This window comes from Chromobacterium sp. ATCC 53434, assembly GCF_002848345.1.
In the GTDB taxonomy this organism is placed as follows: Bacteria; Pseudomonadota; Gammaproteobacteria; order Burkholderiales; family Chromobacteriaceae; genus Chromobacterium.
In genome coordinates this window covers 2,006,848-2,033,378 of the sequence record NZ_CP025429.1, presented here as the reverse complement: position 1 = coordinate 2,033,378, position 26,531 = coordinate 2,006,848, and the positions used below count along the sequence as shown (strand labels likewise).

The window sequence follows — 26,531 nt, the reverse complement described above, 5'->3', positions numbered from 1 at the left end:
CGGCAGAATGACGAGCCCGCGTAACTCTTCCGGCCGGGGCCGCCTACTTCCAATGGCGGAGGCCTGGCGCCTGAGCAAAGTCTTGCTGTCAGCGTTTTGGAGCCGTTTTCCGCGCCCTGCATCCGGCAGAAAACCGCCGATGCCGCAAAAAGATCGTAAACAGGCTCTTAGCCGGCCCGCCACCATTCCGGATGCTGAAGCAGCGGCGCGGCGATATCGGCGGCCAGCGCGTCCAACAGCGTCTGCAGACCGGCCACCAGCGCGCCGGGATCGTTCGCCGCCACCGGCTGGCTGCGGCTGAAGCCGCCTCGGGCCAGTATTTTGCCGTCGACCGCGCTCTGCAACTGCCACGCGGCCTCCAGCGTTGCGCCCTGTCCGGGCCGCAGGCCGAGGCTGCGCACGTCGATGGCGATGCGCAGCTCTCCGCCGTCCATGCCCGGCTGAGGATAGGCGTAGACGCTGGCCACGCCGCTGGCGCGCGCCACGCCCAGGCTGAGCCGCTGCGCCAGCAGCCGGTCCAGCGGCGCGCTCCAGCGATCGAACTCGCGCAGCTTCAGCTCGCCGTTGCCCATGTCCAGCACCAGCTGCGGCCGCTCCAGCGCCGCCGGCAGGCTCACCGGCCCCAGCAGCACGCGCTTGCCGAACTGCGCCGGCGCCTGCGGCGCGGCCGGCGCGTCCAGTCCGTAGAAACGCGACTGCGGCGACGCGCAGCCCGTCAGCGCCGCGACCATCGCCGCGACGAACATCGTTCTCATCATCATGGCTGCGCCTCCTTGCCACGCACCAGCGCCTCGGGATGGCGGTCCAGGTAATCGGCCAGCGCGCGGAAGCTGCGCGCGGTCTCCTTCACTTCCTGCGCGGCGGAGCGCACGTCCTGCTGCAGCGGCGAATCGGCCCGCATCGTCTGCCGGGTGCTTTCCAGCGTCTGCTGCAGTTGGTCCAGCGTCTTCAGCATCTGCGGCAGCGCGTCGCCGTTCAGGCCGTCGGACAGTTTCTTCACGCTGTCCAGCGTCTGGTGCAGCGACTTCAGCGAGGCGTCGGCCTCCTTGCCTATGCTGTCGAACGGCACCGCGTCCAGCTTCTTGGCGATGCGCTGCAACACGCGCTGCAACTCTTCCAGATCGCCCGGTATCGTCGGCAGTTCGGGCACGCCGCCCTTGACCACCAGCTTGGCCGGCGGCGCGTCGCGGAAGAAGTCCAGCGCCACGTAGAGCTGGCCGGTGATCAGATTGCCGGAGCGCAGCTGGGCGCGCATGCCGTTGGCCACCAGCGTCTGCGGCGACAGCTTGCCGGAGATGCGGCCGCCGCGCGACAGGCTGTCCAGCCGGCTTGGATAGGTTCGGATGTCCACCGTCATGTCGAAATCCTTCCGTTCGGGCACGTACTCGACGCCGATGGCGCCGACCTCGCCGATGACGATGCCGCGGAAGTCCACCGGCGCGCCGACGGCCAGGCCGCGCAGCGACTGGCGAAAGCGCAGCCGGAACGCCTGCATCTCGCGGTCGGGATTCTGCAGCGCCTTGTCCCGGCTGCCGTGCAGGATGAAATTGCGGTCCGACAACGGCACGCCGGCATTGTCGGCCAGCGGCGTCTCGAAGGCGATGCCGCCGAGCGCGATCGCCGCCAGCGACTGGGTGCTGATATTGAGTCCGCTGGCGCCCAGCGACACATCGACGCCGCTGGCGTGCCAGAAACGGCTGTTGGCCGACACGAAGCGGTCGTACGGCGCGTTGATGAAGACGCTGACGCGGACGAAGCCGCCTTTCGGATCCAGCTCGTAGCCGACCACCTGCCCGACCGGCACCCGGCGGAAATACACCGGCGAGCCGGTGTTCAACGAGCCCAGATTGTCGGCGCGCAGGAAGAAGGTCTGCCCCGGCAGGTCGGCATTGATGATGGGCGGCGTCTCCAGGCCGACGAAATCGGTCTTGCGCGCCTCGCTCTTGCCGATGTCCATGCCGATGTAGGAGCCGGACAGCACCGTGCCCAGGCCGGACACGCCGCCGCCGGACACCCGCGGCCTGACCACCCAGAAACGGCTGTCGGCGACCAGGTAGTTGTCCGCCTCCTTGCTCAGCTGGGCGGTGGCGACGATGGCGTGCCGGTCCGGGCTGAGCTTGACCGAGGTCACCTCGCCGACGTCGACGTCCTTGTACTTGATCCGGGTCTTGCCGGCCTCTATGCCCTCGGCGCTCTGAAAGACGATGGTGATGGTCGGGCCGCGCGCCAGGATCGCGTGCACCGCCAGCCAGCCGCCTATCAGCGCCGCCACCGCCGGAATCAGCCAGACCAGCGACGGCGCCCAGCGGTGGCGGCGCACCGGCACCGCCTGCGGCAGATCGTCCTGTTCTTGTCGCTTGTCACTGCTCATCATATTCCTTTGAAAACCTGTTCACGGTCTCTTTCCGCAGCGGTCGTCTTCTCAGCCCTTTGCGTCGCCAAGGCCCAGCCCTCCATCTTGCCTCTGGCCTGCCGGATCGGTTGGGCTGTCCGGAAAAAGATCGTCAACAGGCTCTATCGGATCCCAGATCATTCTGGGATCGAAACTCATCGCGGCCAGCATGGTCAGCACCACCACCGCGCCGAACGCTATCGCGCCGGCGCCGGCCTTGATGCTGGCCAGCGACTGCCACTGCACCAGCGCCACCATCAGCGCCACCACGAAAATGTCCAGCATCGACCACGGGCCGATCAGCTCGATCAAGCGGTACAGCCGCGTGCGCTGGCGCGGCGCCCAGCTCCAGCGCCATTGCACGCTGCACAGCAGCAAGAGCAGCGCCAGTATCTTCAGCAACGGCACCAGCACGCTGGCGGTGAACACCACCAGCGCCAGCGGCCAGGAATCATTGTTCCACAAATAGACCACGCCGCTGAGGATGGTGTCGCGCTGCACGCCGGTCAGCGCGCTGGTTTCCATGATGGGCAGCAGATTGGCCGGCAAATAGCTGATCATCGCCGCCAGCAGCAGCGCCCAGCAGCACTGCAAGGCCGCCGGGCGGCGCAGATGCAGGGCGGCCGCGCAACGCGGGCAGCAAGCGGCCTCGCGCGGCGACAGCCGCACCAGCAGCCCGCAACCGTGGCACAGGCACAGATTGCGCGAGGCCGCGCTGTTCAGCGGGTAGCGCGGCATGTCTGGTAACGCTCCCATAATTGATGCGGCCGGAAGCGGCTGGCGCTGGCCGCCATCAGCACGATCAGGCCGAAAAACGCCCACAGACCGATGCCCGGCTCCACGCTGGCCAGGTGGACCAGCTTCACCAGCGAAACCAGCACCCCCAGCAGGAAGACCTCCACCATGCACCAGGGCCTGGCCTGGCCGCGCAGCCGCATCATCGCCGGAAAGCCGGGCAGCGCGCGGCCCAGCAGCAGCGGCAACTGCAGATAAAGCATGCTGGCCAACTCCAGCGCCGGCATCACGATGCCGGTGAACAGCACCAGCAAGGCCACTTCCGGCATGCCCTGGCCATGCAGCGCCAGCGCGGTCTGCCATAGCGTGGCGGCGTTGCGGTTGCCGGCGATCTCCAGCGTCAGCACCGGATAGACGTTGGCGAGCACGAAGGTCACCGCGCCGGCCGCCAGCAGCGCCACGCCGACTTCCGGGCCGCTGTCCGAGCATTCGTACAACAGGGCGCCGCAGCGCGGGCAGTCCACCCGCACGCGCCCGGCCTGCGGCCCAGGCAGTCGCAGCAACAGATCGCAATCATGACAGGCCGTCAGCTGCCCGCCGTCCAGGCTCACACCGTCCATTTGCGCTTGCGCTCCGCTGTAAAACCCCACCAGTTGCGGGCTTCCCCGGTATCCATGTAATGACAAACCGACATCAGCACGTCGAGCACGCAGGGGTCCTGGCGCTCGCCGGTGGCGTCGCACAGTTGCAGATACAGCTGGTGGGGATCGCGGCCGCGCAGATCAGCCGGACGGTTCAGGCCCAGCAGCCGCAGGTCGGCGGCGGTGCGCTCGCCGACATTGGGCAGTTGCAGCAGATCCAGCGCGCGCTCGGGCGCCGGACAACGGGATGGATGCATGAAAGGCGGCCGTGGCTTAATCATTCAGACTACATGATAAAGGAGCGGCCGCCTCAGTTCAAAGCGGCGTCAGCCTTGCAGCAGGTCCCAGCCCAGCTTGCAGATCAGCACGCTGGTCAGCAGCAGGAACAACACGCGGACGAAGCCGGCGCCCTTCTTCATCGCCAGCCGGGTGCCGACCATGGCCCCGGCCATATTGGCGGCCGCCATCGGCAAGGCGTAGGCCAGCAGCACATGGCCGCCTATCGCGAACGACAGCAGCGCCGCCACATTGGTGGTCAGGTTGACCACCTTGGCCGCCGCCGACGCGTGCAGGAAATCGAAGGCGAAGAAGCGGATGAACAGAAACATCAGGAAACTGCCGGTGCCGGGACCGAACAGGCCGTCGTAGAAGCCGATCGCGCAGCCTATGGCCAGACCGATGGCCATTTCGCGGCGGCCTATCTCCACCGGCTTGTGCAGCTTGCCGAAATCCTTCTTCCACAAGGTGTAGGCGGCCATGATCACCAGCAGCACCAATACGGTCGGCCGGATCACGCCCTTGGGGATCAGCGACACCACCTGGGCGCCGACGAAGGAAAACACAAAAGCCGCCACCGTCGTCGGCAGCACCAGCCGCCACGGCAGACGCACCCGGCGCAGATAGGAACGGGCGGCCGACAGCGTGCCGACGGCCGACGCCAGCTTGTTGGTGCCGAAAACGGTGGCCGGCGCCACATTGGGCAGCGCGCTGAACAGGCCGGGAATCTGGATCAGACCGCCGCCGCCGACGGCGGCGTCGACCAGACCGGCAAAGAACGCGATCACGCACAGAAAACTCAAGCTCAACAACATCGTCATTTCTCCTTCATGCGCATTGTACGTTCTGGCTGGAACGATTGCTTGCAATGTAATATTGCGAAATACGCAATATTGGAGTCGTCATGAAGCCGCTATGGGGAATACGGGTGTTCTGCGCGGTGGTGGAGCAGAAAAGCTTCGTCGCCGCCGCCCGCCGCCTGGGCACCTCGCCCAGCAGCGCCACCCGCGCGCTGCAGGCGCTGGAGGAGGAGCTGGGCACGATGCTGCTGGCCCGCTCCAGCAAGCAGGTGGAGCTGACAATGGCCGGCGAGGCCTATTATCCGGTCGCCCGCCAGATGCTGGACCTGCAGCAGCAGGCCGAGGAGGAGTTGAGCCAGCAGGCCGGCGCGCCGCGCGGCCTGCTGCGTTTCTCGGCGCCGGAGACGCTGGGCCGCCGTCTGCTGCCCGAAGCGCTGGCGCGGCTGGCCGACGACAACCCCGGCCTGCGCTTCGAAGTGCTGTACAGCGATTCGATACTGGAGCCGATACGCGAGAAGCTGGATTTCGCGATACGCGGCGCCTTCCCGGCGTCCAGCGAGCTGATCGGCCTGCCGCTGTGGGACTACCGCCGCCACCTGTACGCCAGCCCGGCCTATGTCGGCCGCCACGGCGCGCCGACCCATCCGCGCGAGCTGCCGCAGCACCGGGTGGTGATACACACGGCGCCGCGGGTGCTGAAGGCGTGGAACTTCGTCGGCGGCGACGAAACCGTCAGCCTGAACCTCACCGCCTGGCACCGCAGCAACTCCGGCAACGGCGTGCTGGAGGCGCTGCTGGCCGGCATGGGCGTCGGCCGGCTCGGCGACTGGCTGGCCGAGCCGCTGGTCGCCCGAGGCGAGCTGGTCCGACTCTGCCCGGACTACCGCATCGTCTCCAGCCAGGGCGACGACCCGCAGATGCACGCGGTTTTCGCCGGCCGCGCGATACCGCGCAAGGCCAGGCTGCTGCTGGACGCGCTGCGCCAGGAAGCCGGCTCGCGCGGCTTCGGCCGCTACCCGCCGCGCTGAATGCAAAAAGCCCCGCCTGGGCGGGGCTTGGCGTCCGGACGGGTCCGGATCAGTTGGCGTCGCTCAGCGACTGCTTGCCGGCGGTGACCGGATACTTCTCGCGCAGCGCCTTCAGATAGCCGGTCAGCTGCGCGTTGGCGCTGATCTCGCCCAACAGGCCACCCAGTTGCGCGCGGTCGGCGTCGTTGATCGCCGGCGCCGGGATCACCTTGTTGACGCGATAGACCGCGTAGTCGCCGGCATCGTGGCGCACGCCGGCGAAGGCCGGCAGCTTGCCGGCCGGCACGGCGAAGACGGCGCGGACGTCGGCGGCCGGCATGCCGGCGGCGGCGCGGCGCGAAACGGTGGCGGAAGCGCTCCACTTCTGCGCGTCCACGCCCTTGCCCGCCTTCAGCTCGGCCAACAACGCCTGGCCCTTCTTCTCGGCCAGCTTCGCGCCTTCGCGGGCGATCAGCTCGCTCTTGATCTGATCGCGCACTTCGGCGATGGCCTGCTGGTGCTCCGGTTGATGCTCGGCGACGCGCGCCACCACCAGGCGACCGCCGCCGATATCGATCGACTCGCTATTGTGCTTCTTCTTCAGCACGTCGTCGCCGAAGACCGCGGTCAGCAGCTTGGCGTTGCTCAACACCTCGTCCTGCGACGGCTGATTGCGCTGGATCCAACCGGAATGCTTGACCTCGAGCTTCAGCGCGTCGACGACGCCCTTCAGCGAATCGGCCTGCTGGTAGGACACCTCGTTCAGCTTCTCGGCCTGCTCGCGGAACAGCGCGCCGGCCTTCTGCTTCTGCAGCTTGTCGACGACGGCCGACTTCACCTCGGCGAAGTCCTGCGCCTTGATCTCGTCCAGGCGGATGATGTGGAAGCCGTACTCGGTCTCCACCAGATCGCTGATCTGGCCCGGCTTCAGCTTGAACACCGCGTCGTCGAACGGCTTGACCATCATGCCGTGGCCGAAGAAGCCCAGGTCGCCGCCCTTCTCGGCCGAGCCCGGGTCCTGCGACTTGGCCTTGGCCAGTTCGGCGAACTTGGCCGGATTGGCGCGAACCTCTTTCAGAATGGCCTCGGCCTCGGCCTTGACCTTGGCCTTCTGCTCCGGCTTGGCGCCCTTGGCCACCGTCAGCAGGATGTGCGAGGCGCGGCGCTGTTCGCCGGCCAGATCGGCCTTGTGCTGCTTATAGTACTTCTGCGCGTCGGCGTCGCTGATCTTGACGCTCTGCGCCAGCGCGTCCTGCGACAGCACCACGTAGTCCAGCTTGATCTGCTCCGGCGTGACGAAACGCTTGGCGTTGGCGTCGTAATAGGCCTTGATCGCGGCGTCGTCGGTCTTCACCTCGGCGGCGAAGTCGGACGGCTTCAGCAGCAGCGTCTGCAACTCGCGGCCCTCGCCCATCAGCGCGGCGACGCGGTTGACCACCGTGTTGGCGACGAACTGGGTGCCGGCGACGCCGCTCAGCTGGCTCTGCACCAGCAGATCGCGGCCGACCTCGGCCTCGAAGGCCTCGGCCGACGGATAACGGTTGTTCAGGAATTCGCGATACCGCTCCTGGCTGAACTGGCCGTCCTGCTGGAACAGCGGAATCGCGGAGATGAATTTGTGCAGCTGCGCCGGGCTGACCACCGCGCCGTGGGCGCGGGCGTCGGCCAGCAGCAGTTCGCGCCGGATCATGTTTTCCAGCATCGACTGACGGGTGGCCGGATCGCCGGGCTGCCCTTCCAGCGCGCGATCAAGGTCGCGCTTATAGATCTTGGAATCGCCCACCTTGACCAGATAGGGATCGTCGGTCGCGCTGGTATAGCTGCTGACGCCGAAGCCGACGAAGGTCAGGGCCACAGCGCCCAGGATCACTTGGATAACGGTTTTGTTGTTCTGGACAAACTCGAACATGACGATTGGCTAAAGCCACCCCTGTAAAAAAAAAGGTGAACGCGTTGAACCGGTTCACCTTCTCTCGTGTATTTGGCGGAGTGGACGGGGCTCGAACCCGCGACCCCCGGCGTGACAGGCCGGTATTCTGACCAACTGAACTACCACTCCGTACCGTGGTGGGCGTTGACGGAGTCGAACCGCCGACATTCTGCTTGTAAGGCAGACGCTCTACCAACTGAGCTAAACGCCCCTCTGCCTTGCCGGCCCGACCGAAATCAGGCTCCGACAAGGCCGCCGATTATAGCGCGTCTTTCAGTGCCTTGCCAGCACGGAACTTCGGAGAACGTGCAGCCGGGATCTTGATGGTGGCGCCGGTCTTCGGATTGCGGCCGCTGCGCTCGGCGCGCTCGCCCACATAGAAGGTGCCAAAACCCACCAGAGTCACGGTATCGCCTTTTTTCAGGGCATCGGTAACGGCAGCAACCATGCCGTCCAGTGCCTTGGCGGCAGCAGCCTTGGAAATATCGGCTTCAGCCGCGATGGCGTCAATCAGTTCAGACTTGTTCACGTAAGTCCCCTTTCGTCGTTCTCGGTCTACGTAATTCGGATAAAAACGCTTGCTTTATAGCAAGGCGGAAATCCTTGTGTCAAGCGGCTTCCACGGGTGTTTTGCTAATTTGCAAGCACGATTGGAAGCCGCGAAAACACAAGATATTCACAGCTTCGGTAAGGCCATGATTCTTAATGCTTCAAAACCGACACGCCACTGCCCGCGTCCTGCGACGGCGGAATATCGCCAGACTGTTCTTCTTGCGACAATTCCTCCGGTTGGCGCTCCAGCGCCAGCGCCAGCACCTCGTCAATCCACTTGACGGGGTGGATCTCCAGCTTCTGCTTGATGTTGGCCGGAATCTCCGCCAGGTCCTTTTCGTTCCCTTTGGGGATCAGCACGTGGCGGATACCGCCGCGATGCGCAGCCAGCAACTTTTCCTTCAGACCGCCGATCGGCAGCACCTCGCCGCGCAGCGTGATCTCGCCGGTCATCGCCACATCGGCGCGCACCGGAATGCCGGTCAGCACCGACACGATGGCCGTGGTCATCGCGATGCCCGCGCTCGGGCCGTCCTTCGGCGTCGCGCCTTCCGGCACGTGGATGTGCATGTCGCTCTTCTCGTAGAAGTCCGGCTTGATGCCCAGGCTTCTCGCCCTGCTGCGCACCACGCTCATCGCCGCGGTGATCGACTCCTGCATCACTTCGCCCAGCTGGCCGGTGCGAACGATATTGCCCTTGCCCGGCAGCGACACCGCCTCTATCGTCAGCAACTCGCCGCCGACCTCGGTCCACGCCAGACCTGTGACCTGACCGATGCGGTTTTCTTCTTCGGCCAGGCCGTAGTCGAAGCGCCGCACGCCCAGATACTTGTCCAGATTCTTGGCCGACACCGTCACCTTGCCCGTCCTGGCCGGTTTTAGCAAGGCGCCGGTCACCACCTTGCGGCAGATCTTGGCCACTTCGCGGTCCAGGCTGCGCACGCCGGCCTCGCGGGTGTAGTAGCGTACGATATCGCGGATCGCGGACTCCTGCACCACCAGTTCGCCTTCGCGCACGCCATTGGCCTCTATCTGCTTCGGCAACAGGTACTTCAGCGCGATATTGACCTTTTCGTCCTCGGTATAGCCGGAAAGACGAATGATTTCCATCCGGTCGAGCAGCGCCGGCGGAATATTCAGCGAATTGGCGGTCGCGACGAACATCACGTCGGACAGGTCGTACTCGACCTCGGCGTAATGGTCGATGAAGGCGTGGTTCTGCTCCGGATCCAGCACCTCCAGCAGCGCCGACGACGGATCGCCGCGGAAATCGGCGCCCATCTTGTCGACTTCGTCCAGCAGGAACAGCGGGTTCTTGACGCCGACCTTGGACATGTTCTGCAGCACCTTGCCCGGCATCGAGCCGATATAGGTGCGCCGGTGGCCGCGAATCTCGGATTCGTCGCGCACGCCGCCCAGCGCCATCCGCACGAACTTGCGGTTGGTCGCGCGGGCCAGCGACTGGCCCAGCGAGGTCTTGCCGACGCCCGGCGGCCCGACCAGGCACAGTATCGGCGCCTTCAGGCGATCGACGCGCTGCTGGACCGCCAGATACTCCAGAATGCGTTCCTTGACCTTCTCCAGGCCGAAGTGATCCTCGTCCAGCACCGCTTCGGCGGCGGCCACATCCTTGCTGATCTTGGTCTTCCGCTTCCACGGCAGATCGAGCAGCGTGTCGATGTAGTTGCGCACCACGGTTGCCTCGGCCGACATTGGCGACATCATCCGCAGCTTCTTCAGCTCGGACTGCGCCTTTTCGCGGCCTTCCTTGCTCATGCCGGCGACCTTGATGCGGCGCTCCAGCTCGTCGAGGTCGCTGGCCTCGTCCATCTCGCCCAGCTCTTTCTGGATGGCCTTGACCTGCTCGTTCAGGTAGTACTCGCGCTGGCTCTTCTCCATCTGGCGCTTGACGCGGCCGCGGATGCGCTTTTCCACCTGCAGGATGTCGATCTCGCCCTCCAGCTGCGACATCAGATGCTCGAGGCGCGTCGCCACGTCGAACATCTCCAGCACTTCCTGCTTCTGCTCCAGCTTCAGCGGCAGGTGGGCGATGATGCTGTCGGCCATCCGGCCGGCGCGATCGATGCCGGCCAGCGAGTTCAGCACCTCGGGCGGGATCTTCTTGTTCAGCTTGACGTACTGCTCGAACTGGGCAAGCAGCGCGCGCCGCATCGCCTCGGTCTCGTTGGATTCTTCCAGCTCGCTGGACAGCGGCGCGAACTCGGCGACGAAGCAGCCGTCCTCCTCGCCAACCTCGTTGATGGTGGCGCGCTGGCGGCCCTCGACCAGCACCTTGACGGTGCCGTCGGGCAGTTTGAGCATCTGCAGCACCGTCGCGATGGTGCCGACGCCGTACAGGTCCTCGGCGGACGGCTCGTCCTTGGAGGCCGAACGCTGCGCCACCAGCAGGATCTGCTTGCCTTCGTCCATCGCCAGTTCCAGCGCACGGATCGATTTGGCCCGCCCGACGAACAGCGGGATGACCATGTGCGGGAAGACCACCACATCGCGCAGCGGCAACAGCGGCAGCGTGGTCTCTTCTCTGATTTCTGCGGGTTGCGGCATATCACCTAACCTTAGCTTGGGGAAACAATGCTTGGAAAATGGGGTGCAAGGCCAGAATATCAACACCCCATACTAAAACAGATTACATCGGAGACAAATAAAAAACCGCCCTGCCGGGCGGTTCAGACATTCAGGCCAGGCCGTCAGGCGGATTGTGCCACACCGCCTTCTTCGCGGTAGATGAAAAGCGGCTTGTCGCCCTTCTCGATCACTTTCTCGTCGACGACGACCTTCTCCACATCCTGCATGGACGGCAGCTCGTACATGGTGTCCAGCAGCGCGCGTTCCAGGATGGACCGCAGGCCGCGGGCGCCGGTCTTGCGGGCCAGCGCCTGCTTGGCGATGACGCGCAGCGCCGACGGACGCACTTCCAGGTCCACCGATTCCAGCGAGAACAGCTTCTGGTACTGCTTGATCAGCGCGTTCTTCGGCTGGGTCAGGATGGAGACCAAAGCCTCCTCGTCCAGTTCCTCCAGCGTCGCAAGCACCGGCAAGCGACCGATCAGCTCGGGAATCAGGCCGAAACGGATGATGTCCTGCGGCTCCACTTCCTGGAACAGCTTGGTCAAGCTCTTGCCGTCGTCCTTGGAGGAGACTTCGGCGCCGAAGCCGATGCCGCCCTTCTCGGAACGCTGGCGGACGATCTTGTCCAGGCCGTCGAAGGCGCCGCCGCATATGAACAGGATGTTGGTGGTGTCCACCTGGATGAATTCCTGGTTCGGATGCTTGCGGCCGCCCTGCGGCGGCACCGAGGCCACCGTGCCCTCGATCAGCTTCAGCAGCGCCTGCTGCACGCCCTCGCCCGATACGTCGCGGGTGATGGACGGGTTTTCAGACTTGCGCGAGATCTTGTCGATCTCGTCGATGTAGACGATGCCGCGCTGGGCCTTGTCCACATCGTAGTCGCACTTCTGCAGCAGTTTCTGGATGATGTGCTCGACATCCTCGCCGACATAACCCGCCTCGGTCAGCGTGGTGGCGTCGGCGATGACGAAGGGCACGTCCAACAGGCGCGCCAGCGACTGGGCCAGCAGCGTCTTGCCGGAACCGGTCGGGCCGATCAAGAGGATGTTGCTCTTGGCCAGTTCGACGTCGTCCTTGCCGCCCTTGTTGTACAGCCGCTTGTAGTGGTTGTACACCGCCACCGACAGGGTCTTCTTGGCGAAGTCCTGGCCGATGATGTACTGGTCCAGATCCGCGCGGATCTCCTGCGGCGTCGGCAGCGGATGATCGGCGGACGCGCTGCCCACCACATCGCTGCCGCTGCCCTTTTCCAGCTCCTCGCGGATGATGTCGTTGCACAGCTCGACGCATTCATTGCAAATGAACACCTGCGGGCCGGCGATCAGCCGCTGCACCTCGTGCTGGCTCTTTCCGCAGAAAGAGCAATAGAGAAGCTTCTCGTTGCTGTTTTTGTCAGCCATTAGCCTATTCCACTACTTAGGCCGTCACGTCCCGGCGGGAAGACAGCACTTTATCGATCATGCCGTACGCGCGAGCCTCTTCCGCCGACATGAAGTTGTCGCGTTCGGTGTCGGACTGCACACGCTCCAGCGTCTGGCCGGAGTGCTTGGCCAGCAGCTCGTTCATCTTGGCCTTCACCTTGACCAGCTCGCGGGCATGGATCTCGATGTCGGTCACCTGGCCGGACAGGCCGCCGCCGTACAACAGCGGCTGGTGGATCATCACCCGGCTGTTCTCCAGCGCGAAGCGCTTGCCCGCGGTGCCCGCCGCCAGCAGGAAGGCGCCCATGCTGGCCGCCTGCCCGATGCACAGCGTGGAGACATCCGGCTTGATGAAGTTCATCGTATCGTAGATCGACATGCCGGCGGTAATCGAACCGCCCGGCGAGTTGATGTAGAAATGGATGTCCTTGTCCGGATTCTCCGACTCCAGGAACAGCATCTGCGCCACAACCAGGTTGGCCGATTCGTCGGTGACGGGACCGACCAGGAAAATGATGCGTTCCTTCAGCAGGCGAGAGTAGATGTCATAGGCGCGCTCGCCCCGACCGCTCTGTTCCACCACCATGGGCACCAGGCCCAGTCCTTGCGGTTCCATCATAGATTTCATCGGCCACTCCGAAAGTTGTTATCAGGCTTGACTGCCCATCAGTTCGTCGAAGGACAGCTCCTTGGCTACTACATTGGCCTGAGACAGCACAAATTCAACCACATTATCTTCCAGAACCATCGAAGTCGGGCCTTCCAGACGGTCGGCGCTCTCGTAGTACCAGGCCAGCACGTCGTCCGGCTGCTCGTAGCTGTCGGCGAATTCGGTGATCATCGCGCGAACCTGCTCCGGCTTCGCTTCCAGCTTGTTGGCTTCGACGATCTCGGACAGGATCAGACCCAGCTTGACGCGGCGTTCGGCCTGGGCGGTGAACAGTTCCGGCGGGAACGGCATGTCCTTGACGTTCATGCCGCGCTGTTGCATGTCGCGACGAGCCTGCTCGACCAGACGGCCGATTTCCAGGCCGATCAGCGCCTTCGGCAGTTCCAGCTCGGTGGCGTCGATCAGCGCCTGCATCACGTTTTCCTTGATGCGGGCCTGCAGGCGGCGCTTCACTTCGCGCTCGACGTTCTTGCGGATTTCGCCGCGCATCTTCTCCACGTCGCCCTCGGCGATGCCCAGCATCTTGGCGAACTCTTCGTTCACTTCCGGCAGCGTCGCTTCGGCCACGTTCTTCACCAGGATCTCGAACACGGCTTTCTTGCCGGCCACGTCCTTGCCGTGGTAGTCCTCGGGGAAGTTCACTTCCACGCTCTTGATGTCGCCTTCCTTGGCGCCGACGACGCCGGCTTCGAACTCGGCCAGCATCTGGCCCTGGCCCAGCACGAACGGGAAGTTCTCGGAAGAGCCGCCTTCGAAGGCCACGCCGTCGATGGCGCCCTTGAAGTCGATGATCACGCGGTCGCCTTCGGCGGCTTCGCGCTCAACGCGGTTGTAGCGGGTGCGCTGCTTGCGCAGGATGTCGATGGTTTTTTCGATTTCGGCGTCGCCGATCGAGGTGTTCGGCTTTTCAACTTCCTTGCCGGCCAGTTCGCCGACCTTCACTTCCGGGTAAACTTCGAAAGTGGCGGCGAACTTGAAGCTTTCCTTGTCGTCGCCAGCGGCCACCGGCTCGAAGCTCGGGTAGCCCGCCACGCGCAGCTTCTGCTCGGTCACCGCCTTGTAGAAGCCTTGCTGAACCTGTTCACCCATCACTTCTTCACGCACCTGGGCACCGTAGTTCATTTCCACGATCTTCAGCGGAGCCTTGCCCGGGCGGAAACCTTGGATCTTGGCGCCACGGGCCACGCGCTTCAGGCGCTCGGCGATTTGCGCGTCGATGCCGGCCATCGGCAGGGCGATATTGATGCGGCGCTCAAGATTGCTCAGAGTTTCCAGCTGTACTTGCATGTTAAATCCTTCGAATGTGACAGGTTGTAGTCTTCTGGGACGGTACGACGCCCCGCTTGCCGGCCCCGGCGCTTGCCTGGTTCCCGCCCGCCTGGCGCTGCGCGGAGTTACACCACGCACCCAACGAAACGCACAGTATATCACGCGGTCCGCGCTTGTCTGCACCCGGCGGCGGCGGGCCGCATGCCGCGCCAGGCTTGGCGCGCAGACCATTCCAATCGAAACGGAATCGCCTCGCCGGCCTTGCCGTTTGATATTGCTCAGGAATTTCGCCGCCGCCACGCAGGCGCCGGTCGCCTCTGCTATCATGGCCTGCCATGCAATTTGCCATTTCCGCCCGGGAAAATATCCTTACAGAATGACGATGCCGCTCCAATTCTCCATGGTGAGCCCATGAAAACACCGCTCCGCCACTGCCTGCTCCTCGCCGCGCTCGCCGTTCCGGCCGCCGCCGCCGGGGTCGTCACCTTCAGCCCGCAGGGCGAGGTGAAAGAAGTGCGCCAGGTGCGCGCCACCTTCTCCAGCAGCATGATCGCGCTGGGCAACAGCGCGGCGCCGGCGCCGTTCAGCTGGAGCTGCCGCCTGAAAGGCAAGAGCCACTGGGTGGACGACAAGACCTGGGTGCTGGATCTGCCCGACACGCCGTCGGCCAATACCGACTGCCGCTTCAACCCGAAGCCTGGTCTGAAGGACCTGCAGGGCGAGGCGGTGGGCGGCGCGGCCTTCCGCTTCTTCACCGGCCAGCCCATCGTCGAGCGCAGCTGGCCATCGGACGGCCGCATCGAGGAGGACCAGGCCTTCGTGCTGCGCTTCAACGCGACCGGCGTCTCGCCGTCGTCGCTGTACTGCCAGTCGTCCAGCCTGGCCGAGCGCATCCCGGCGCAGACGCTGCCCGCCGCCGACCGCGCCGCGCTGCTCAAGCATCTGGATCTGCAAAAGGACGCCGCCCGCGTGCTGACCGTGCGCTGCGCCCAGCGGCTGGCGCCGGACAGCAAGCTGGCCCTGGTCCATCTGCGCGGCGCCAGCCAGCCGGACAAGCAGGATTATCAGGTGCGTCCGGCCTTCAGCGCCGCGATGAGCTGCCAGCGCGAGAACGCCAAGGGCGCCTGCATCCCGTTCAAACCGATCACGCTGAACTTCAGCTCGCCGGTGCCGGAGAAGCAGGCGCTGGCGATACGGCTGGCCGGCGGCGGCGCCGAACGCGCGCCCGAGGCCCCGCAGCACAGCAAGGGCGAACCGCTGGACAGCGTCAGCTTCGCGCCGCCGTTTCCGCCGCTGGCCGCGCTGACGCTGAAGCTGCCCGAGGACTTGCGCGACGAGGTCGGCCGGCCGCTGACCAATGCCGGCCGCTTCCCGCTGGCGATCAAGACCGCCGACTACCCGCCGCTGGCCAAGTTCTCCGCCGCGCCGTTCGGCATCATAGAAGCCGGCCCGGACGCGGCGCTGCCGATCACGCTGCGCGGCGTCGAGGGCAATCTGAAGATCCAGTCGGTGCAGCTCGGCGGCCAGGCGCTGCGCCTGAGCGGCGACGCCGACATGATGCAGTGGCTGGCCAAGGTCCAGCGCTATCATGAGAGCAATCTGCCGGCCGGCAAGGACAAGACCATCGAGAGCCGGCGCGTGTCGCTGCTGGCCAAGAACCGCGACGCCGTGCCGCTGAAGCTGCCGACGCAGCCGGACAAGAACGGCCAATGGCCGTTCGAGGTCGTCGGCATCCCGCTGCCCAAGCCCGGCCTCTACGTGGTGGAGGTGTCGTCGCGCCTGCTGGGCAAATCGCTGCTCGGCGCCGACAAGCCGATGTATGTGCGCACCGCCGCGCTGGTCACCAATATGGCGGTGCACCTGAAGCGCTCCGGCGAGAACGCCGCCGTCTGGGTCACCACGCTGGACAAGGGCAAGCCGGTGCCCGGCGCCCGCGTCGCCGTCTACGACTGCAAGGGCCAGGCGCTGTGGAGCGGCAAGACCGGCGACAACGGCGTCGCGCCGATCAAGAGCCAACTGTCCTCCGGCGGCGACTGCGGCGACGAGGAATTGTCCGGCCTGTTCGTCACCGCCCGCGCCAAGGACGCGCAGGGCAACGAGGACGTGTCCTTCGTCCGCTCCGGCTGGAACCGCGGCATAGAATCGTGGCGCTTCCCCTTCCCGACCCAGGGCCTGTCCGACAGCCCGGCCATCCTGGCCCACACGATACTGGACCGCGCGCTGTTCCGCGCCGGCGAGACGGTGTCGATGAAGCATCTGCTGCGCGTGCAGGCCGGCAAGGGGCTGGGTCAGCTGAAACCGAGCCAGTTGCCGCAGCAGTTGCGCATCGTCCACGACGGCAGCGGCGACGAAGTCAGCCTGCCGCTGACCTGGCGGGCCGGCCGCTACGCCGAAAGCAGCTACGCGCTGCCGAAAGAGGCCAAGCTCGGCGAATACACGCTGTACCTGGAACGCAAGGGCACGCGCGGTTCGGCCGATCAGGGCAAGCCGGCCAGCCCGGAGCTGGACGGCTATTCGCTGCGCAGCGGCGGCTTCCGCGTCGAGGAATTCCGCCTGCCGGTGATGACCGGCCGCATCTTCACCGCCAAGGGCGCCAATATCGGCGCCCAGACGGTGCCGCTCAATGTGTCGATGTCCTGGGGCAACGGCGGCCCGGCCAAAGACTGGCCGGTGGAGGTCAGCGCGATGCTGGCCGACGCCTACACCCGTATCAAGGGCTACGACGACTTCAGCTTCTCGCCGCCGCAGCGCGGCCGCGAGAACAGCGAGGCCTCGCTGGACGGCAAGGTGCTGCTGGACAAGGCGGCGCTGAAGCTGGACGCCAACGGCAACGGCAAGGCCGTCGTCGACAAGCTGCCGAAACTGGACCGCCGCTACGATCTGGTGACCGAGGCCGCCTACCGCGACCCCAACGGCGAGACCCAGACCATCACCCGCCGCCTGCCGCTGTGGCCGGCCGCCTTCCAGGTCGGCGTCAGCGTCGACAGCTGGATCACCGCCGGCCGCGCGCTGCGGCTGAAGGCCGTGGTGCTGGACACCGCCGGCAAGCCCGTCGCCGGCAAGGACGTCAAGGTGAGCCTGCGCGAGCACCGCTACCTGTCCAGCCGCAAGCGGCTGGTCGGCGGCTTCTACGCCTGGGACCACAACAAGGAGACCGACGAGCGCGGCAAGGTGTGCAGCGGCACCACCGACGGCCGCGGCCTGGTATTCTGCGACATCAATCTGAAGGACCCCGGCGACATGGAGTTGATCGCCGAGGCCGCCGACGACAAGGGCAATGTCGCCCGCTCGGCGCAGTCGGTATGGGTCAGCCGCCAGGACGAGCTGTGGTTCGACGTCGACAATAACGACCGCATCGACGTGCTGCCGGAGAAGACCGGCTACCTGCCCGGCGAGACCGCCCGCTTCCAGGTGCGGATGCCGTTCCGCAAGGCCACCGCCTGGCTGGCCATCGAACGCGAGGGCATACTCGAGACCCGCGTCGTCGAGCTGGAGGGCAAGAACCCGACGATAGAACTGAAGGTCGGCCCCGACTGGACGCCCAATGTCTATGTGTCGGTGCTGGCGGTGCGCGGCCGGGTCCGCGACGTGCCGTGGTATTCCTTCTTCACCTGGGGCTGGAAGAGCCCGTCCGAATGGTGGGATGCCTACTGGCACGAGGGCGGCGACTACGCGCCGCCGACGGCGCTGGTCGATCTGTCGCGGCCGGCCTTCAAGTACGGCATCGCCGAAATCCAGGTCGGCGACGCCGCCAAGCGGCTGGACGTGACGGTGACGCCGGCGAAGAAGAGCTACGGCATACGCGAAACCGCCGACGTCGCCATCCAGGTCAAGCTGCCGGGCGGCAAGCCGGCGCCGGCCGGCACCGAAGTGGCCTTCGCCGCCGTCGACGAGGCGCTGCTGGAACTGCAACCCAACCACAGCTGGGAGCTGATGCAGGCGATGTACCAGCGCCACAGCTACGGCGTCGAGACCGCCACCGCCCAGCTGGAAGTCGTCGGCAAGCGCCATTACGGCCGCAAGTCGCTGCCGCCCGGCGGCGGCGGCGGCAAGGCGCCGACGCGCGAACTGCTGGACACCCTGCTGGTCTGGCTGCCGCGCGTGACGCTGGACGCCGACGGCGGCGCCCGCGTCAAAGTGCCGATCAACGACGCGCTGACCCGTTTCCGCCTGGTGGCGGTGGCCGATGTCGGCAATGACATGTTCGGCACCGGCGAGGCCGGCTTCAACGTGACGCAAGACCTGCAGCTGACGTCCGGCATTCCGCCGCTGGCGCGCGAGGGCGACCAGTTCCAGGCCGGCGTCACCGTGCTCAACGGCGGCGAGAAGCCGCTGAAGGTCAAGGTGTCGGCCGGCGCGCCCGGCCTGCCGGCGCTGCCTGCGCGCGAAATCAGCCTGCCGGTCGGCGAGGCGCGGCTGATCGCCTGGCCGGTCACCGTGCCGGACGGCGTCAAGGAACTGAAATGGACCTTCGCCGCCCAGCAGGTGGACGGCAAGGCCGCCGACAAGCTGGCCATCGTCCAGCAGATCGATCCGGCGGTGCCGGTGACGGTGGAACAGGCCACGCTGCAGCGCGTGTCGCCGGAGCTGGCCATCCCGGTGGCGATGCCGCCGGGCGCGCTGCCCGGCCGCGGCGGCATACGCGTCAGCCTGCAGGCCAGGCTGGGCAACAGCCTGCCCGGCGTCAGGCGCTGGTTCGAGGACTATCCGTACGCCTGCCTGGAACAGAGGAGCTCGGTCGCCATCGGCCTGTCCGACGGCAAGCGCTGGAATCAGCTGATGGGCGAGCTGCCGCTGTATCTGGACGGCAACGGCCTGGCCGCCTACTTCCCGCTCGGCGAGGGCGCGCCGGACCGCGGCAGCGACGTGCTGAGCAGCTATCTGCTGGCGGCCGCCAACGAGGCCGGCGTCGAGATGCCGGAAGGTCCGCGCGGCAAGATGCTGGACGGCCTGTCGGCCTTCGTCGAAGGCCGGCTGAAACGCGAGCTGCCCACCAGCCGCCAGGACGCCGACGCGCGCCGGCTGGCGGCGATGGAGGCGCTGTCGCGCTACGGCCGCTTCCGCCCGGCGATGCTGGACGTGCTGGAGCTTAACCCGCAGAAGATGAGCACCGCGATGCTGGTGGACTGGCTGTCGCTGCTGGGCCGCGCGGCCGACATCCCGCAGCGCGCCGCCCGCGCCGCCGAGGCGTCCAATCTGCTGCGCGCCCGCCTGACTTATCAAGGCACGAAGATGGGCTTCAGCACCGAGGTCGACGACTACGCCTGGTGGCTGATGGGCTCGGCCGACGTCAACGCCGCCAAGCTGCTCTTGGCCGTGCGCAAGCTGCCGGACTGGCAGGCCGACATGCCGCGGCTGCTGACCGGCCTGCTGGCCCGCCAGCAAAAGGGCCACTGGGGCACGACCACCGCCAATCTGTGGGGATCGCTGGCGACGGCGCAGTTCTCGCGCCAATTCGAAACCGTGCCGGTGACCGGCCGGACCGGCGCCGTCCTCGGCAAGTCCAGCCTCGGCCTCGCCTGGCCGCAGGAAGGCGTCCAGCTGCTGGGCCTGCTGCCATGGCCGGCCGGCAACGCCGGCAGCCTGCAACTGAAGCACGCCGGCGCCGGCGCGCCGTGGGCCACCGTCCAGGCCGAGGCCGCCATCCCGCTGAAGGCGCCGCGCTACGCCGGCTACAGCGTCAAGAAGACGCTGACGCCGGTCAGCCAGAAGGTGGCCGGCCAGTACCAGCCCGGCGACGTGGTCAAGGTGACGCTGGAAATCCGCGCCCAGAGCGATATGAGCTGGGTGGTGGTGGACGACCCGATCCCGGCCGGCGCGGCGATACAGGGCGGCGGCCTGGGCCGCGACTCGGCGATAGACGCCAAATCCGGCAACGGCGGCGACTACGCCGACTACATCGAACGCCGCTTCTCCGGCTACCGCGCCTACTACAGCTATGTGCCGCGCGGCGAACTGAAGGTGGAATACACGATGCGGTTGAACAATCCGGGCACGTTCAGACTGCCGCCGACCCGCGTCGAGGCGATGTACGCGCCGGACGTGTTCGGCATGCTGCCGAACGCGGCGTTCAAGGTGACGGACGGCAAGTGATCGCGCGGCCTCTCCCCGGCGCCGGGGAGAGGCCGCGTTTTATCGAAGCGGGAGAGAAAGATGGCGTGTCTGGGCTGCGCACTGGCGAACGGCGGCGAAGCCGCGCACATGGTCTACGAGAACGAACACGTGGCGTGCTTCCTCGATCACGAACCCTTCGGCGAAGGGCACACGCTGATCGTGCCGAAACGGCATGTCGTCGAGCTGGAGGAACTGGACCCCGCCCAGGCGGCGGCCGTCATGGCCGCGGCCGGGCTGGTCTCCCGCGCCGTCAAGCTGCTGTACCACCCGGACGGCATCACCGTCTGCCAGAACGGCGGCGTCTTCAACGAGCTCGGCCACTTCCACCTGCACGTCGTGCCCAGGCGCGCGGATCGTCCATTCGCGGCATTCTATTCGGAGGAAGCCGCCGCGCCGCGGGCGCACGGGCTGGAGGTCACGGCAAGGGCGTTGAGAGACGCGATAGGCAGGCATGAGGCACTGGAGCGGGCTCGGCCGCCGGATCAAGCCTGAAAGTCTCGACCGCCATTTCATTCGCACTGAAATTTACTTGTGGCCTCGCGGGCGGGCCTGAATAATTTTTCATTTAAAATCTTGCTATCCTGATCCGATATAAAACGATTTTTTATGTAAAATATCTCTCTTGAGCCGATATGCAAATCACTAATGGTCGGAACAATTCTCTCATTAAACAATGCATCCAGACTCCCATCCTTGCTTATCCGATCAAGGCCATATAAAAGTCTTTTTTTAATCTCCGCACCCTTGCTTGTTCTTGCAACATAAAAATATCGAGCCAATGGGTAATAGATTGCATACCGGGGCTCAATCGTCAAATTCGGATAAGTATTTCTATTCCAATCCAGCTCATTTTTAATTTCATTCACACCTCTGGAGAATAAATCAAACCGCCCCTCACTCAGCATCTTGAACAGATTTTCATAGCTACCGCCATCAACGGCGCGAAATCCCCCATCCCGCAATATCTCTATATCCTCCCAACCGCTGCCCTGTCCTATGGTGTAACTTTTCAAGTCATTACTGGACTTCGCCAGCATCTCTTCGCACTTATCCTTACGCAACAGAAATATTCTATATCCAAGAACACCCTTATCTAGAGGAAATTGAATCGAATTCAGCTTGACGCCCCAAGATGAAATATTCCCATGCACCATGATATCAACACCATCAGCGCCAAGCTCTATTAGTTTCTTGGTCCTTTTTTCATTCATATCGATCAAAGATTCGCGTATTGCGTATTCGCCAAACTTGCTTCGCGTCCTACTCATTGCCAATCTCAAGACATCCCAATAGTATTCGGTATATCGCTTGTCTCCACTGGATTCCGGCCTTGGATATTCAATAACAAGCACTTGCGCGCTCGCAGCCATCGACAATGTGGACAAAAAAAGAATGAGTTTTGTTTTCACATCGACTCCAACCACAAAGCCGCACAAAATAATGCAATGATGTATAGCAAAAAGTAAGCGAAAATACAGGCTCTGTCGCACAATCCCTTTCTTTCGCCCAGTAGCCGCCTCAGTGACGCGGCACACCGTTTCATGCAAAGAAAAGCATGCGGACAGCAGCAAAAACGTCAGGAGGCGGTCCATATCGATAATCCACGCGGTACATCTTGCCGCAACTTTGCGACAATACCTCTCGCAAACGGAACCACTCCACCGAGCATCGATCCACACAGCCCATGAGAAAAGCAGTGATCAAATCCAGCATCCTCGTCATCGTCCTCGCCGTCCTGTCCGCCCCCGCCTGGAGCCAGCCCAGCTTCCAGCAGGTCAAGGCCGGCTGGAAGCCGTCGGACGCGGTGCTGCTGGATCGGCACGGCCAGGTGCTGCAGCGCATCCGTGTCGACAAACAGGCGCGGCGCATGGACTGGGTGGGCCTGGCCGACACCTCGCCTGCCTTCCGTCACGCCTTGGTGCTGTCCGAGGACAGGCGCTTCTACGAGCACAGCGGCGTCGACTGGTCCGGCGTCGCGGCGGCGGCCTGGGGCAATCTGTGGAACAGCCGCACCCGCGGCGCGTCGACGCTGACGATGCAGCTGGCCGGCCTCTTGGACGACGATCTGAAAGCGGGCAGCGGCGGGCGCAGCCTGTGGCAGAAGATGGGCCAGAGCTGGTCCGCCGGCTGGCTGGAGAAGCACTGGACCAAGGCCCAGATACTGGAGGCCTATCTGAACCTGGTCGGCTTCCGCGGCGAGCTGGTCGGCCTGTCGGCGCTGTCGTCCACCTTGTTCGGCAAACTGCCGGCCGGCTTGAATCTGGAAGAATCGGCCATCGCGGTGGCCTTGGTGCGCGCGCCCAACGCCGCGCCGGACCGGGTGGCCGCCCGCGCCTGCCGCATCCTGCAGGACATGGGGCGCAAACCCGACTGCGGCGTGATCGGCGTCCATACCACCCAGGCGCTGGCCAGGAGCCGCGCCGCCAATCCGCTGGCCGAGCAGGACGCGCCGCATTTCGCGCAGAAGCTGCTGCAGAGCCGCCGTCTGGCGGCCGGCGACAGGATACGCACCACGCTGGACCTGCCGCTGCAGCGCTTCGCCGCCGCCGCGCTGCGCCGCCACCTGGCGGCCTTGTCGCAGCGCAATGTGCAGGATGGCGCGCTGGTGGTGCTGGACAACCGGAGCGGCGACATCCTGGCCTGGGTCGGCTCCAGCGGCCGCGGCCTGTCCAACGCCGCCCAGGTCGACGGCGTCACCGCCTTGCGCCAGGCCGGCTCGACGCTGAAACCGTTCCTGTACCAGCTGGCGCTGGAAAAACGTTATCTGACCGCCGCCTCGCTGCTGGACGACAGCCCGCTGGATCTGCAGACCGGCGCCGGCCTGTACGCGCCGCAAAACTACTCCAAGGATTTCAAGGGTCTGGTGCCGGCGCGCACCGCGCTGGCCTCGTCGCTGAACATCCCGGCGGTGCGCGCGATAGCGATGGTCGGCCCCAACGCGCTGCGCGACCGCCTGGTCAAGCTGGGCTTCTCCAGCCTGACCGAGGACGGCGACTACTACGGCTACAGTCTGGCGCTGGGCGCCGCCGACATCCGCCTGCTGGACCTGGCCAACGCCTACCGCACGCTGGCCAATCAGGGCCTGGCCTCCGCGCCGCGCTGGACGCTGGCCGACGCCGCGCCGACGCCGGCGCGGCTGCTGGACCCCGCCAGCAGCTTCATCATCGCCGACATCCTGTCCGACCGCACCGCCCGCGCGCTGACCTTCGGCCTCGAAAGCGCGCTGTCCACCCGCTACTGGAGCGCGGTGAAGACCGGCACCAGCAAGGATATGCGCGACAACTGGGCGGTCGGCTTCTCGCGCCGCTTCACCGTGGCGAGCTGGGTGGGCAACGCCGGCGGCGAACCGATGTGGGACGTGTCCGGCATGCACGGCGCGGCCCCGGTGTGGCAGACGGTGCTGGACCGCGCCCAGCAGTCTGCACCGGCCTCGACGCCGCCGGCGCCGCCGCCCGGCCTAGTGCGGCAGCGGGTGCGCTATCAGGGCGAGACGGCGGCGCCGCGAACCGAATGGTTCCTGGCCGGCACCGAACGCGCGCTGATCGTGCCTCAGAAAGGCGGCGCCGCCGGCCTGGCGCCGGGCATCGCCGCGCCGGTGGACGGCAGCGTGTTCGCGCTCGACCCGGACATTCCGCCGGCCAATCAACGCCTGGTGCTGCGCGCGCGCGGCGTCGCCAGGCCGCAATGGTGGCTGGACGGGAAAAAACTGGGAAGCGGCATCGCGCTGGCTTGGTTTCCGTGGCCGGGCCGGCACAGGCTGGAGTTGCGCGGCGGCGACGGCAAGGTGGTCGAGGCGGTGAAATTCGAGGTGCGCGGCGCCTCCTTGCGGCCGAAGCCGCGCCAAGGCGCCGCGCGATGAGCGCTAGCGGGGCTTGCGCTGTTGCAGGGTTTTCCAGAGCTGGTCGGCGCGCTGGGCGGCGGCGGCCTTCTGCTGATCGCCCATCGCCTGGTAGTCCTTGGTCTTCAGGAACCAGTCGGCGCTGAGCGCATCGCCGGCGCGACGCGCCACCAGATTCCAGGCGGCGGCCTCGTCCACCTGTTTGTCCAGCAGATAGCTTTCCGAGATCATCGCCGCCGCGTGCGCGTTGCCTTGCGCGTACGCCTGCTGCAAGGCCTCGCGCGCCTCGTCGCGGTAGCGGAAGCCCGGCTCGTAGTCGGGCTCGCGCGGATGGCCGTCCAGCTGGAACAGATAGCGTTCCGCCAGATGCGTCAGCGCCTGCGGATTGCCGAGCCGCGCCTGCTCGCGCAGCTCGGCCAGCGACATCCGGTAGTAGCGCGCCTCGATCTGGTAGCCGAGCTTGCGCATCTGCTCTTTGCGCGCCTTCTCGGCCGGCGTCTCCGGCGGCGGCGCCGCCGCCGCGCCCTGGCCAAGCTGGCCCGGGTTGCCGCCGACGGCGAAGCTTAGGCCGTCGGCACCGCGGCCGGCCGCGGCCGTTTTGGCGGCCGCCGCCCCATCAGCGACGGCCGCCGGCGCGCGGAGCGAGGCGGCGGACGCGCCGGACCGCCCCGGCTGCCACAGCCAGGCCGCCGCGACGGCCGCCCCGACGGCCGCGACGATCAACCATGGTGCTCCCTTCATGGTCAGATCCGGTTCATGCAGGAGGAGAAGCCGTTGGCGTAGCCGTAGCGGGAGTAGTAATCGCGCTGGGACGGCGTGCCGTGCTCGCCGTAGTCGGCGGCGTCGCGCGCCGAGGCGACCGCGTTCTCGATGAAGCTCGGATAGCGCAGATTGGTCTCGGCGTACTTGGCGAAGGTGCCGCCGACGCAATCGGCCTGCAGCTCCTGCATCGGCGGCTGGCGGTTGATGCCGCGGGTGAACTGGATGGTGTGGCCCCATTCATGCGCGAGGATGAACTTGGCCACATAGTTGCCGTAGCTGTTCTCCTGCTGCTGCAGGAAGCCGGTGCCGACGCTGATGGTGTACGGGCCGCAGGCCATCGCGCTCAGCTGCGGCTCGCCGCAGGCGTACTGGTCCAGATAGACCGTCGGCCGGGAATAGCCGCCGAGGAAGCCGCGGATTTCGCCGGCGCTGGCCTGGACATAGCTGTTGTTGATCGGCATCGCCACCGCGGCCTGTCCCGTCAGGGCCGCGCCGAGTACCAGCAGACTGATGATTTTCCTTGTCATGATCTCTTTCTCCTTTGAGTTTTAACGTCACGGAGATTTCGTTATGCGATATGAATACGTAAATTTGAAAGAATTATTTTTGCTAAAAAATAAATTCAATATGCATATTTCATGTATTGATTTTGACGGAAAAATCATCGGATCATGCCGGCGAAAAAGCGGGCGCCCTGCCGGACGCCCGCCGCCTCAGGCGCCCTGCCCGGTCGCCGCCAGCACGATCTCGCGTATGCAGACCCGCTGCGGCTGCTGGTAGGCGTAGCCGATGGCGGCGGCCACATCGTCCGCCTCAAGCACGCCGCCCATCTGCTGTTTCCAGTCCTGGTAGCCGGCCTTGATCGCCTCGTCGGTGGTATGGCCCAACAACTCGGTCTCCACCGCGCCCGGCGCGATGGTGATCACCCTGACGCCGCTGCCGGCCACCTCTTCCCTGAGGTTTTCCGAGATCGCGTGCACGGCGAACTTGGTGCCGCAGTAGACCGCGTGGCTGGGGAAGGTCTTGCGTCCGGCGACGGAGCTGACGTTGATGATGGTGCCGCGTCCACGCGCCACCATGCCGGCCAGCACCGCGTGTATGCCGTTCAGCAGTCCCTTGACGTTGACGTCCAGCATCCGTTGCCATTCGTCCGGGTCCTGCTTGGCCATCGCGCCCAGCAGCATCACGCCGGCATTATTGACGATGGCGTCGGCCGGACCGAAGCGGGCTTCCGCCTCCTCCAGCGCGGCCAGCAACGCGGCGCGGTCGACGATGTCGACCCGGCGGTACAGCGTGTCGGGCAGTTGCAAGGCCTCCAGGCGCTCCAGCCGGCGTCCCAGCAGCAACAAGGGGTGGCCGGCCTGGGAAAACAGTTGGGCGGTGGCGGCGCCGATGCCGGAACTGGCGCCGGTGATCACGATCAGGGGTTTGCTCATTCGATCATCCTTCCATAAAATTTATCGATGCGAGAAGATGCCAACGAGTATATTTGCCGCCATACATGCTGAAAAATGATAAAAATCTCTAACTGACAT

At 65.5% G+C, this 26,531-nt stretch carries 20 protein-coding genes and 2 tRNA genes; 4 read left to right on the top strand and 18 right to left on the bottom strand.

The features are described 5' to 3' along the window. Positions 1 to 167 precede the first annotated feature (167 nt). The 6 genes from CXB49_RS09150 to CXB49_RS09125 form a co-directional block, all read right to left on the bottom strand. Positions 168 to 761 (bottom strand): membrane integrity-associated transporter subunit PqiC, encoded by a 594-nt coding sequence (locus CXB49_RS09150; protein WP_101708113.1) that lies wholly within the window; start codon positions 759 to 761, stop codon positions 168 to 170. Then, entirely contained in the window at positions 758 to 2,371 is a 1,614-nt protein-coding gene (locus tag CXB49_RS09145; RefSeq protein WP_101708112.1) for an intermembrane transport protein PqiB, read from the bottom strand. Before CXB49_RS09145 ends, CXB49_RS09150 begins: the two co-directional genes overlap by 4 nt. Before the next feature lie 51 nt (positions 2,372 to 2,422). Further along, positions 2,423 to 3,130 carry a paraquat-inducible protein A gene (locus CXB49_RS09140; RefSeq protein ID WP_233493006.1) on the bottom strand — a complete coding sequence of 236 codons (708 nt, stop codon included), beginning with the start codon at positions 3,128 to 3,130 and terminating at the stop codon, positions 2,423 to 2,425. After that, the gene (locus tag CXB49_RS09135; protein ID WP_101708111.1) at positions 3,112 to 3,747 is read right to left on the bottom strand and encodes a paraquat-inducible protein A; all 636 of its coding nucleotides are present in this window, start codon (positions 3,745 to 3,747) and stop codon (positions 3,112 to 3,114) included. The genes CXB49_RS09140 and CXB49_RS09135 overlap by 19 nt, the downstream gene beginning before the upstream one ends. Continuing rightward, positions 3,735 to 4,025 (bottom strand): helix-hairpin-helix domain-containing protein, encoded by a 291-nt coding sequence (locus CXB49_RS09130; RefSeq protein WP_101708110.1) that lies wholly within the window; start codon positions 4,023 to 4,025, stop codon positions 3,735 to 3,737. Before CXB49_RS09130 ends, CXB49_RS09135 begins: the two co-directional genes overlap by 13 nt. A 69-nt stretch (positions 4,026 to 4,094) precedes the next feature. Continuing rightward, positions 4,095 to 4,859, bottom strand: coding sequence for a TSUP family transporter (locus CXB49_RS09125; protein WP_199406811.1), 765 nt, complete (start codon positions 4,857 to 4,859; stop codon positions 4,095 to 4,097). 89 nt (positions 4,860 to 4,948) lie between these two features. Between CXB49_RS09125 and CXB49_RS09120 the strand changes: the two genes are divergently transcribed. Beyond that, positions 4,949 to 5,872: a LysR family transcriptional regulator gene (locus CXB49_RS09120; protein ID WP_101708109.1), complete on the top strand. Its 924-nt coding sequence runs from the start codon at positions 4,949 to 4,951 to the stop codon at positions 5,870 to 5,872. A 49-nt stretch (positions 5,873 to 5,921) separates the two neighbouring features. On the opposite strand, the gene CXB49_RS09115 is transcribed toward CXB49_RS09120, so the two are convergent. From CXB49_RS09115 to tig, 8 genes are all read right to left on the bottom strand, one after another. Further along, entirely contained in the window at positions 5,922 to 7,760 is a 1,839-nt protein-coding gene (locus CXB49_RS09115; RefSeq protein ID WP_101708108.1) for a peptidylprolyl isomerase, read from the bottom strand. Positions 7,761 to 7,833: 73 nt separating this feature from the next. After that, positions 7,834 to 7,910, bottom strand: a tRNA-Asp gene (locus CXB49_RS09110). A 6-nt stretch (positions 7,911 to 7,916) separates the two neighbouring features. Further along, positions 7,917 to 7,992: transfer RNA gene (locus CXB49_RS09105), tRNA-Val, on the bottom strand. 48 nt (positions 7,993 to 8,040) lie between these two features. After that, positions 8,041 to 8,310: an HU family DNA-binding protein gene (locus CXB49_RS09100; RefSeq protein ID WP_019101406.1), complete on the bottom strand. Its 270-nt coding sequence runs from the start codon at positions 8,308 to 8,310 to the stop codon at positions 8,041 to 8,043. Between the two features lie 173 nt (positions 8,311 to 8,483). Further along, complete coding sequence (gene lon, locus CXB49_RS09095) at positions 8,484 to 10,898, bottom strand: endopeptidase La (RefSeq protein WP_101708107.1); 2,415 nt, start codon at positions 10,896 to 10,898, stop codon at positions 8,484 to 8,486. Between the two features lie 143 nt (positions 10,899 to 11,041). Next, entirely contained in the window at positions 11,042 to 12,322 is a 1,281-nt protein-coding gene (gene clpX, locus CXB49_RS09090) for an ATP-dependent Clp protease ATP-binding subunit ClpX (protein WP_101708106.1), read from the bottom strand. Positions 12,323 to 12,338: 16 nt separating this feature from the next. Further along, positions 12,339 to 12,971 (bottom strand): ATP-dependent Clp endopeptidase proteolytic subunit ClpP, encoded by a 633-nt coding sequence (gene clpP, locus CXB49_RS09085; RefSeq protein WP_101708105.1) that lies wholly within the window; start codon positions 12,969 to 12,971, stop codon positions 12,339 to 12,341. 21 nt (positions 12,972 to 12,992) lie between these two features. After that, positions 12,993 to 14,300, bottom strand: a complete 1,308-nt coding sequence (tig, locus tag CXB49_RS09080) for a trigger factor (RefSeq protein WP_101708104.1) — start codon at positions 14,298 to 14,300, stop codon at positions 12,993 to 12,995. Positions 14,301 to 14,693: 393 nt separating this feature from the next. Between tig and CXB49_RS09075 the strand changes: the two genes are divergently transcribed. Both CXB49_RS09075 and CXB49_RS09070 read left to right on the top strand, forming a co-directional pair. Further along, positions 14,694 to 20,375 carry an alpha-2-macroglobulin gene (locus CXB49_RS09075; RefSeq protein WP_101708103.1) on the top strand — a complete coding sequence of 1,894 codons (5,682 nt, stop codon included), beginning with the start codon at positions 14,694 to 14,696 and terminating at the stop codon, positions 20,373 to 20,375. Positions 20,376 to 20,435: 60 nt separating this feature from the next. After that, the gene (locus tag CXB49_RS09070) at positions 20,436 to 20,888 is read left to right on the top strand and encodes an HIT family protein (protein WP_101708102.1); all 453 of its coding nucleotides are present in this window, start codon (positions 20,436 to 20,438) and stop codon (positions 20,886 to 20,888) included. A gap of 17 nt (positions 20,889 to 20,905) precedes the next feature. Here the strand turns inward: CXB49_RS09070 and CXB49_RS23360 are convergent, their stop codons facing one another. Continuing rightward, positions 20,906 to 21,988, bottom strand: a complete 1,083-nt coding sequence (locus CXB49_RS23360; RefSeq protein WP_158300694.1) for a hypothetical protein — start codon at positions 21,986 to 21,988, stop codon at positions 20,906 to 20,908. 104 nt (positions 21,989 to 22,092) lie between these two features. Here CXB49_RS23360 and pbpC point away from each other — a divergent pair, with 104 nt between their 5' ends. After that, on the top strand, positions 22,093 to 24,255 hold the full coding sequence (gene pbpC / locus CXB49_RS09065) for a penicillin-binding protein 1C (RefSeq protein ID WP_233493004.1): 2,163 nt from the start codon (positions 22,093 to 22,095) through the stop codon (positions 24,253 to 24,255). Positions 24,256 to 24,258: 3 nt separating this feature from the next. Here the strand turns inward: pbpC and CXB49_RS23355 are convergent, their stop codons facing one another. The 3 genes from CXB49_RS23355 to CXB49_RS09050 form a co-directional block, all read right to left on the bottom strand. Beyond that, on the bottom strand, positions 24,259 to 24,975 hold the full coding sequence (locus tag CXB49_RS23355) for a hypothetical protein (protein WP_158300693.1): 717 nt from the start codon (positions 24,973 to 24,975) through the stop codon (positions 24,259 to 24,261). A gap of 2 nt (positions 24,976 to 24,977) precedes the next feature. Further along, positions 24,978 to 25,523, bottom strand: coding sequence for a hypothetical protein (locus CXB49_RS09055; RefSeq protein ID WP_101708099.1), 546 nt, complete (start codon positions 25,521 to 25,523; stop codon positions 24,978 to 24,980). 186 nt (positions 25,524 to 25,709) lie between these two features. Beyond that, positions 25,710 to 26,432, bottom strand: coding sequence for an SDR family oxidoreductase (locus tag CXB49_RS09050; protein ID WP_101708098.1), 723 nt, complete (start codon positions 26,430 to 26,432; stop codon positions 25,710 to 25,712). Positions 26,433 to 26,531 lie beyond the last annotated feature (99 nt).

Coding starts and splice junctions, on each gene's coding strand:
- CXB49_RS09125 (WP_199406811.1), bottom strand. CDS start 4,859: ATGTTGTTGAGCTTGAGTTTTCTGTGCGTGATCGCGTTCTTTGCCGGT.
- CXB49_RS09140 (WP_233493006.1), bottom strand. CDS start 3,130: ATGCCGCGCTACCCGCTGAACAGCGCGGCCTCGCGCAATCTGTGCCTG.
- CXB49_RS23360 (WP_158300694.1), bottom strand. CDS start 21,988: ATGGACCGCCTCCTGACGTTTTTGCTGCTGTCCGCATGCTTTTCTTTG.
- CXB49_RS09115 (WP_101708108.1), bottom strand. CDS start 7,760: ATGTTCGAGTTTGTCCAGAACAACAAAACCGTTATCCAAGTGATCCTG.
- CXB49_RS09120 (WP_101708109.1), top strand. CDS start 4,949: ATGAAGCCGCTATGGGGAATACGGGTGTTCTGCGCGGTGGTGGAGCAG.
- clpX (WP_101708106.1), bottom strand. CDS start 12,322: ATGGCTGACAAAAACAGCAACGAGAAGCTTCTCTATTGCTCTTTCTGC.
- CXB49_RS23355 (WP_158300693.1), bottom strand. CDS start 24,975: ATGAAGGGAGCACCATGGTTGATCGTCGCGGCCGTCGGGGCGGCCGTC.
- CXB49_RS09050 (WP_101708098.1), bottom strand. CDS start 26,432: ATGAGCAAACCCCTGATCGTGATCACCGGCGCCAGTTCCGGCATCGGC.
- CXB49_RS09150 (WP_101708113.1), bottom strand. CDS start 761: ATGATGATGAGAACGATGTTCGTCGCGGCGATGGTCGCGGCGCTGACG.
- CXB49_RS09130 (WP_101708110.1), bottom strand. CDS start 4,025: ATGCATCCATCCCGTTGTCCGGCGCCCGAGCGCGCGCTGGATCTGCTG.
- CXB49_RS09075 (WP_101708103.1), top strand. CDS start 14,694: ATGAAAACACCGCTCCGCCACTGCCTGCTCCTCGCCGCGCTCGCCGTT.
- CXB49_RS09145 (WP_101708112.1), bottom strand. CDS start 2,371: ATGAGCAGTGACAAGCGACAAGAACAGGACGATCTGCCGCAGGCGGTG.
- clpP (WP_101708105.1), bottom strand. CDS start 12,971: ATGAAATCTATGATGGAACCGCAAGGACTGGGCCTGGTGCCCATGGTG.
- tig (WP_101708104.1), bottom strand. CDS start 14,300: ATGCAAGTACAGCTGGAAACTCTGAGCAATCTTGAGCGCCGCATCAAT.
- CXB49_RS09055 (WP_101708099.1), bottom strand. CDS start 25,523: ATGACAAGGAAAATCATCAGTCTGCTGGTACTCGGCGCGGCCCTGACG.
- CXB49_RS09135 (WP_101708111.1), bottom strand. CDS start 3,747: ATGGACGGTGTGAGCCTGGACGGCGGGCAGCTGACGGCCTGTCATGAT.
- lon (WP_101708107.1), bottom strand. CDS start 10,898: ATGCCGCAACCCGCAGAAATCAGAGAAGAGACCACGCTGCCGCTGTTG.
- CXB49_RS09070 (WP_101708102.1), top strand. CDS start 20,436: ATGGCGTGTCTGGGCTGCGCACTGGCGAACGGCGGCGAAGCCGCGCAC.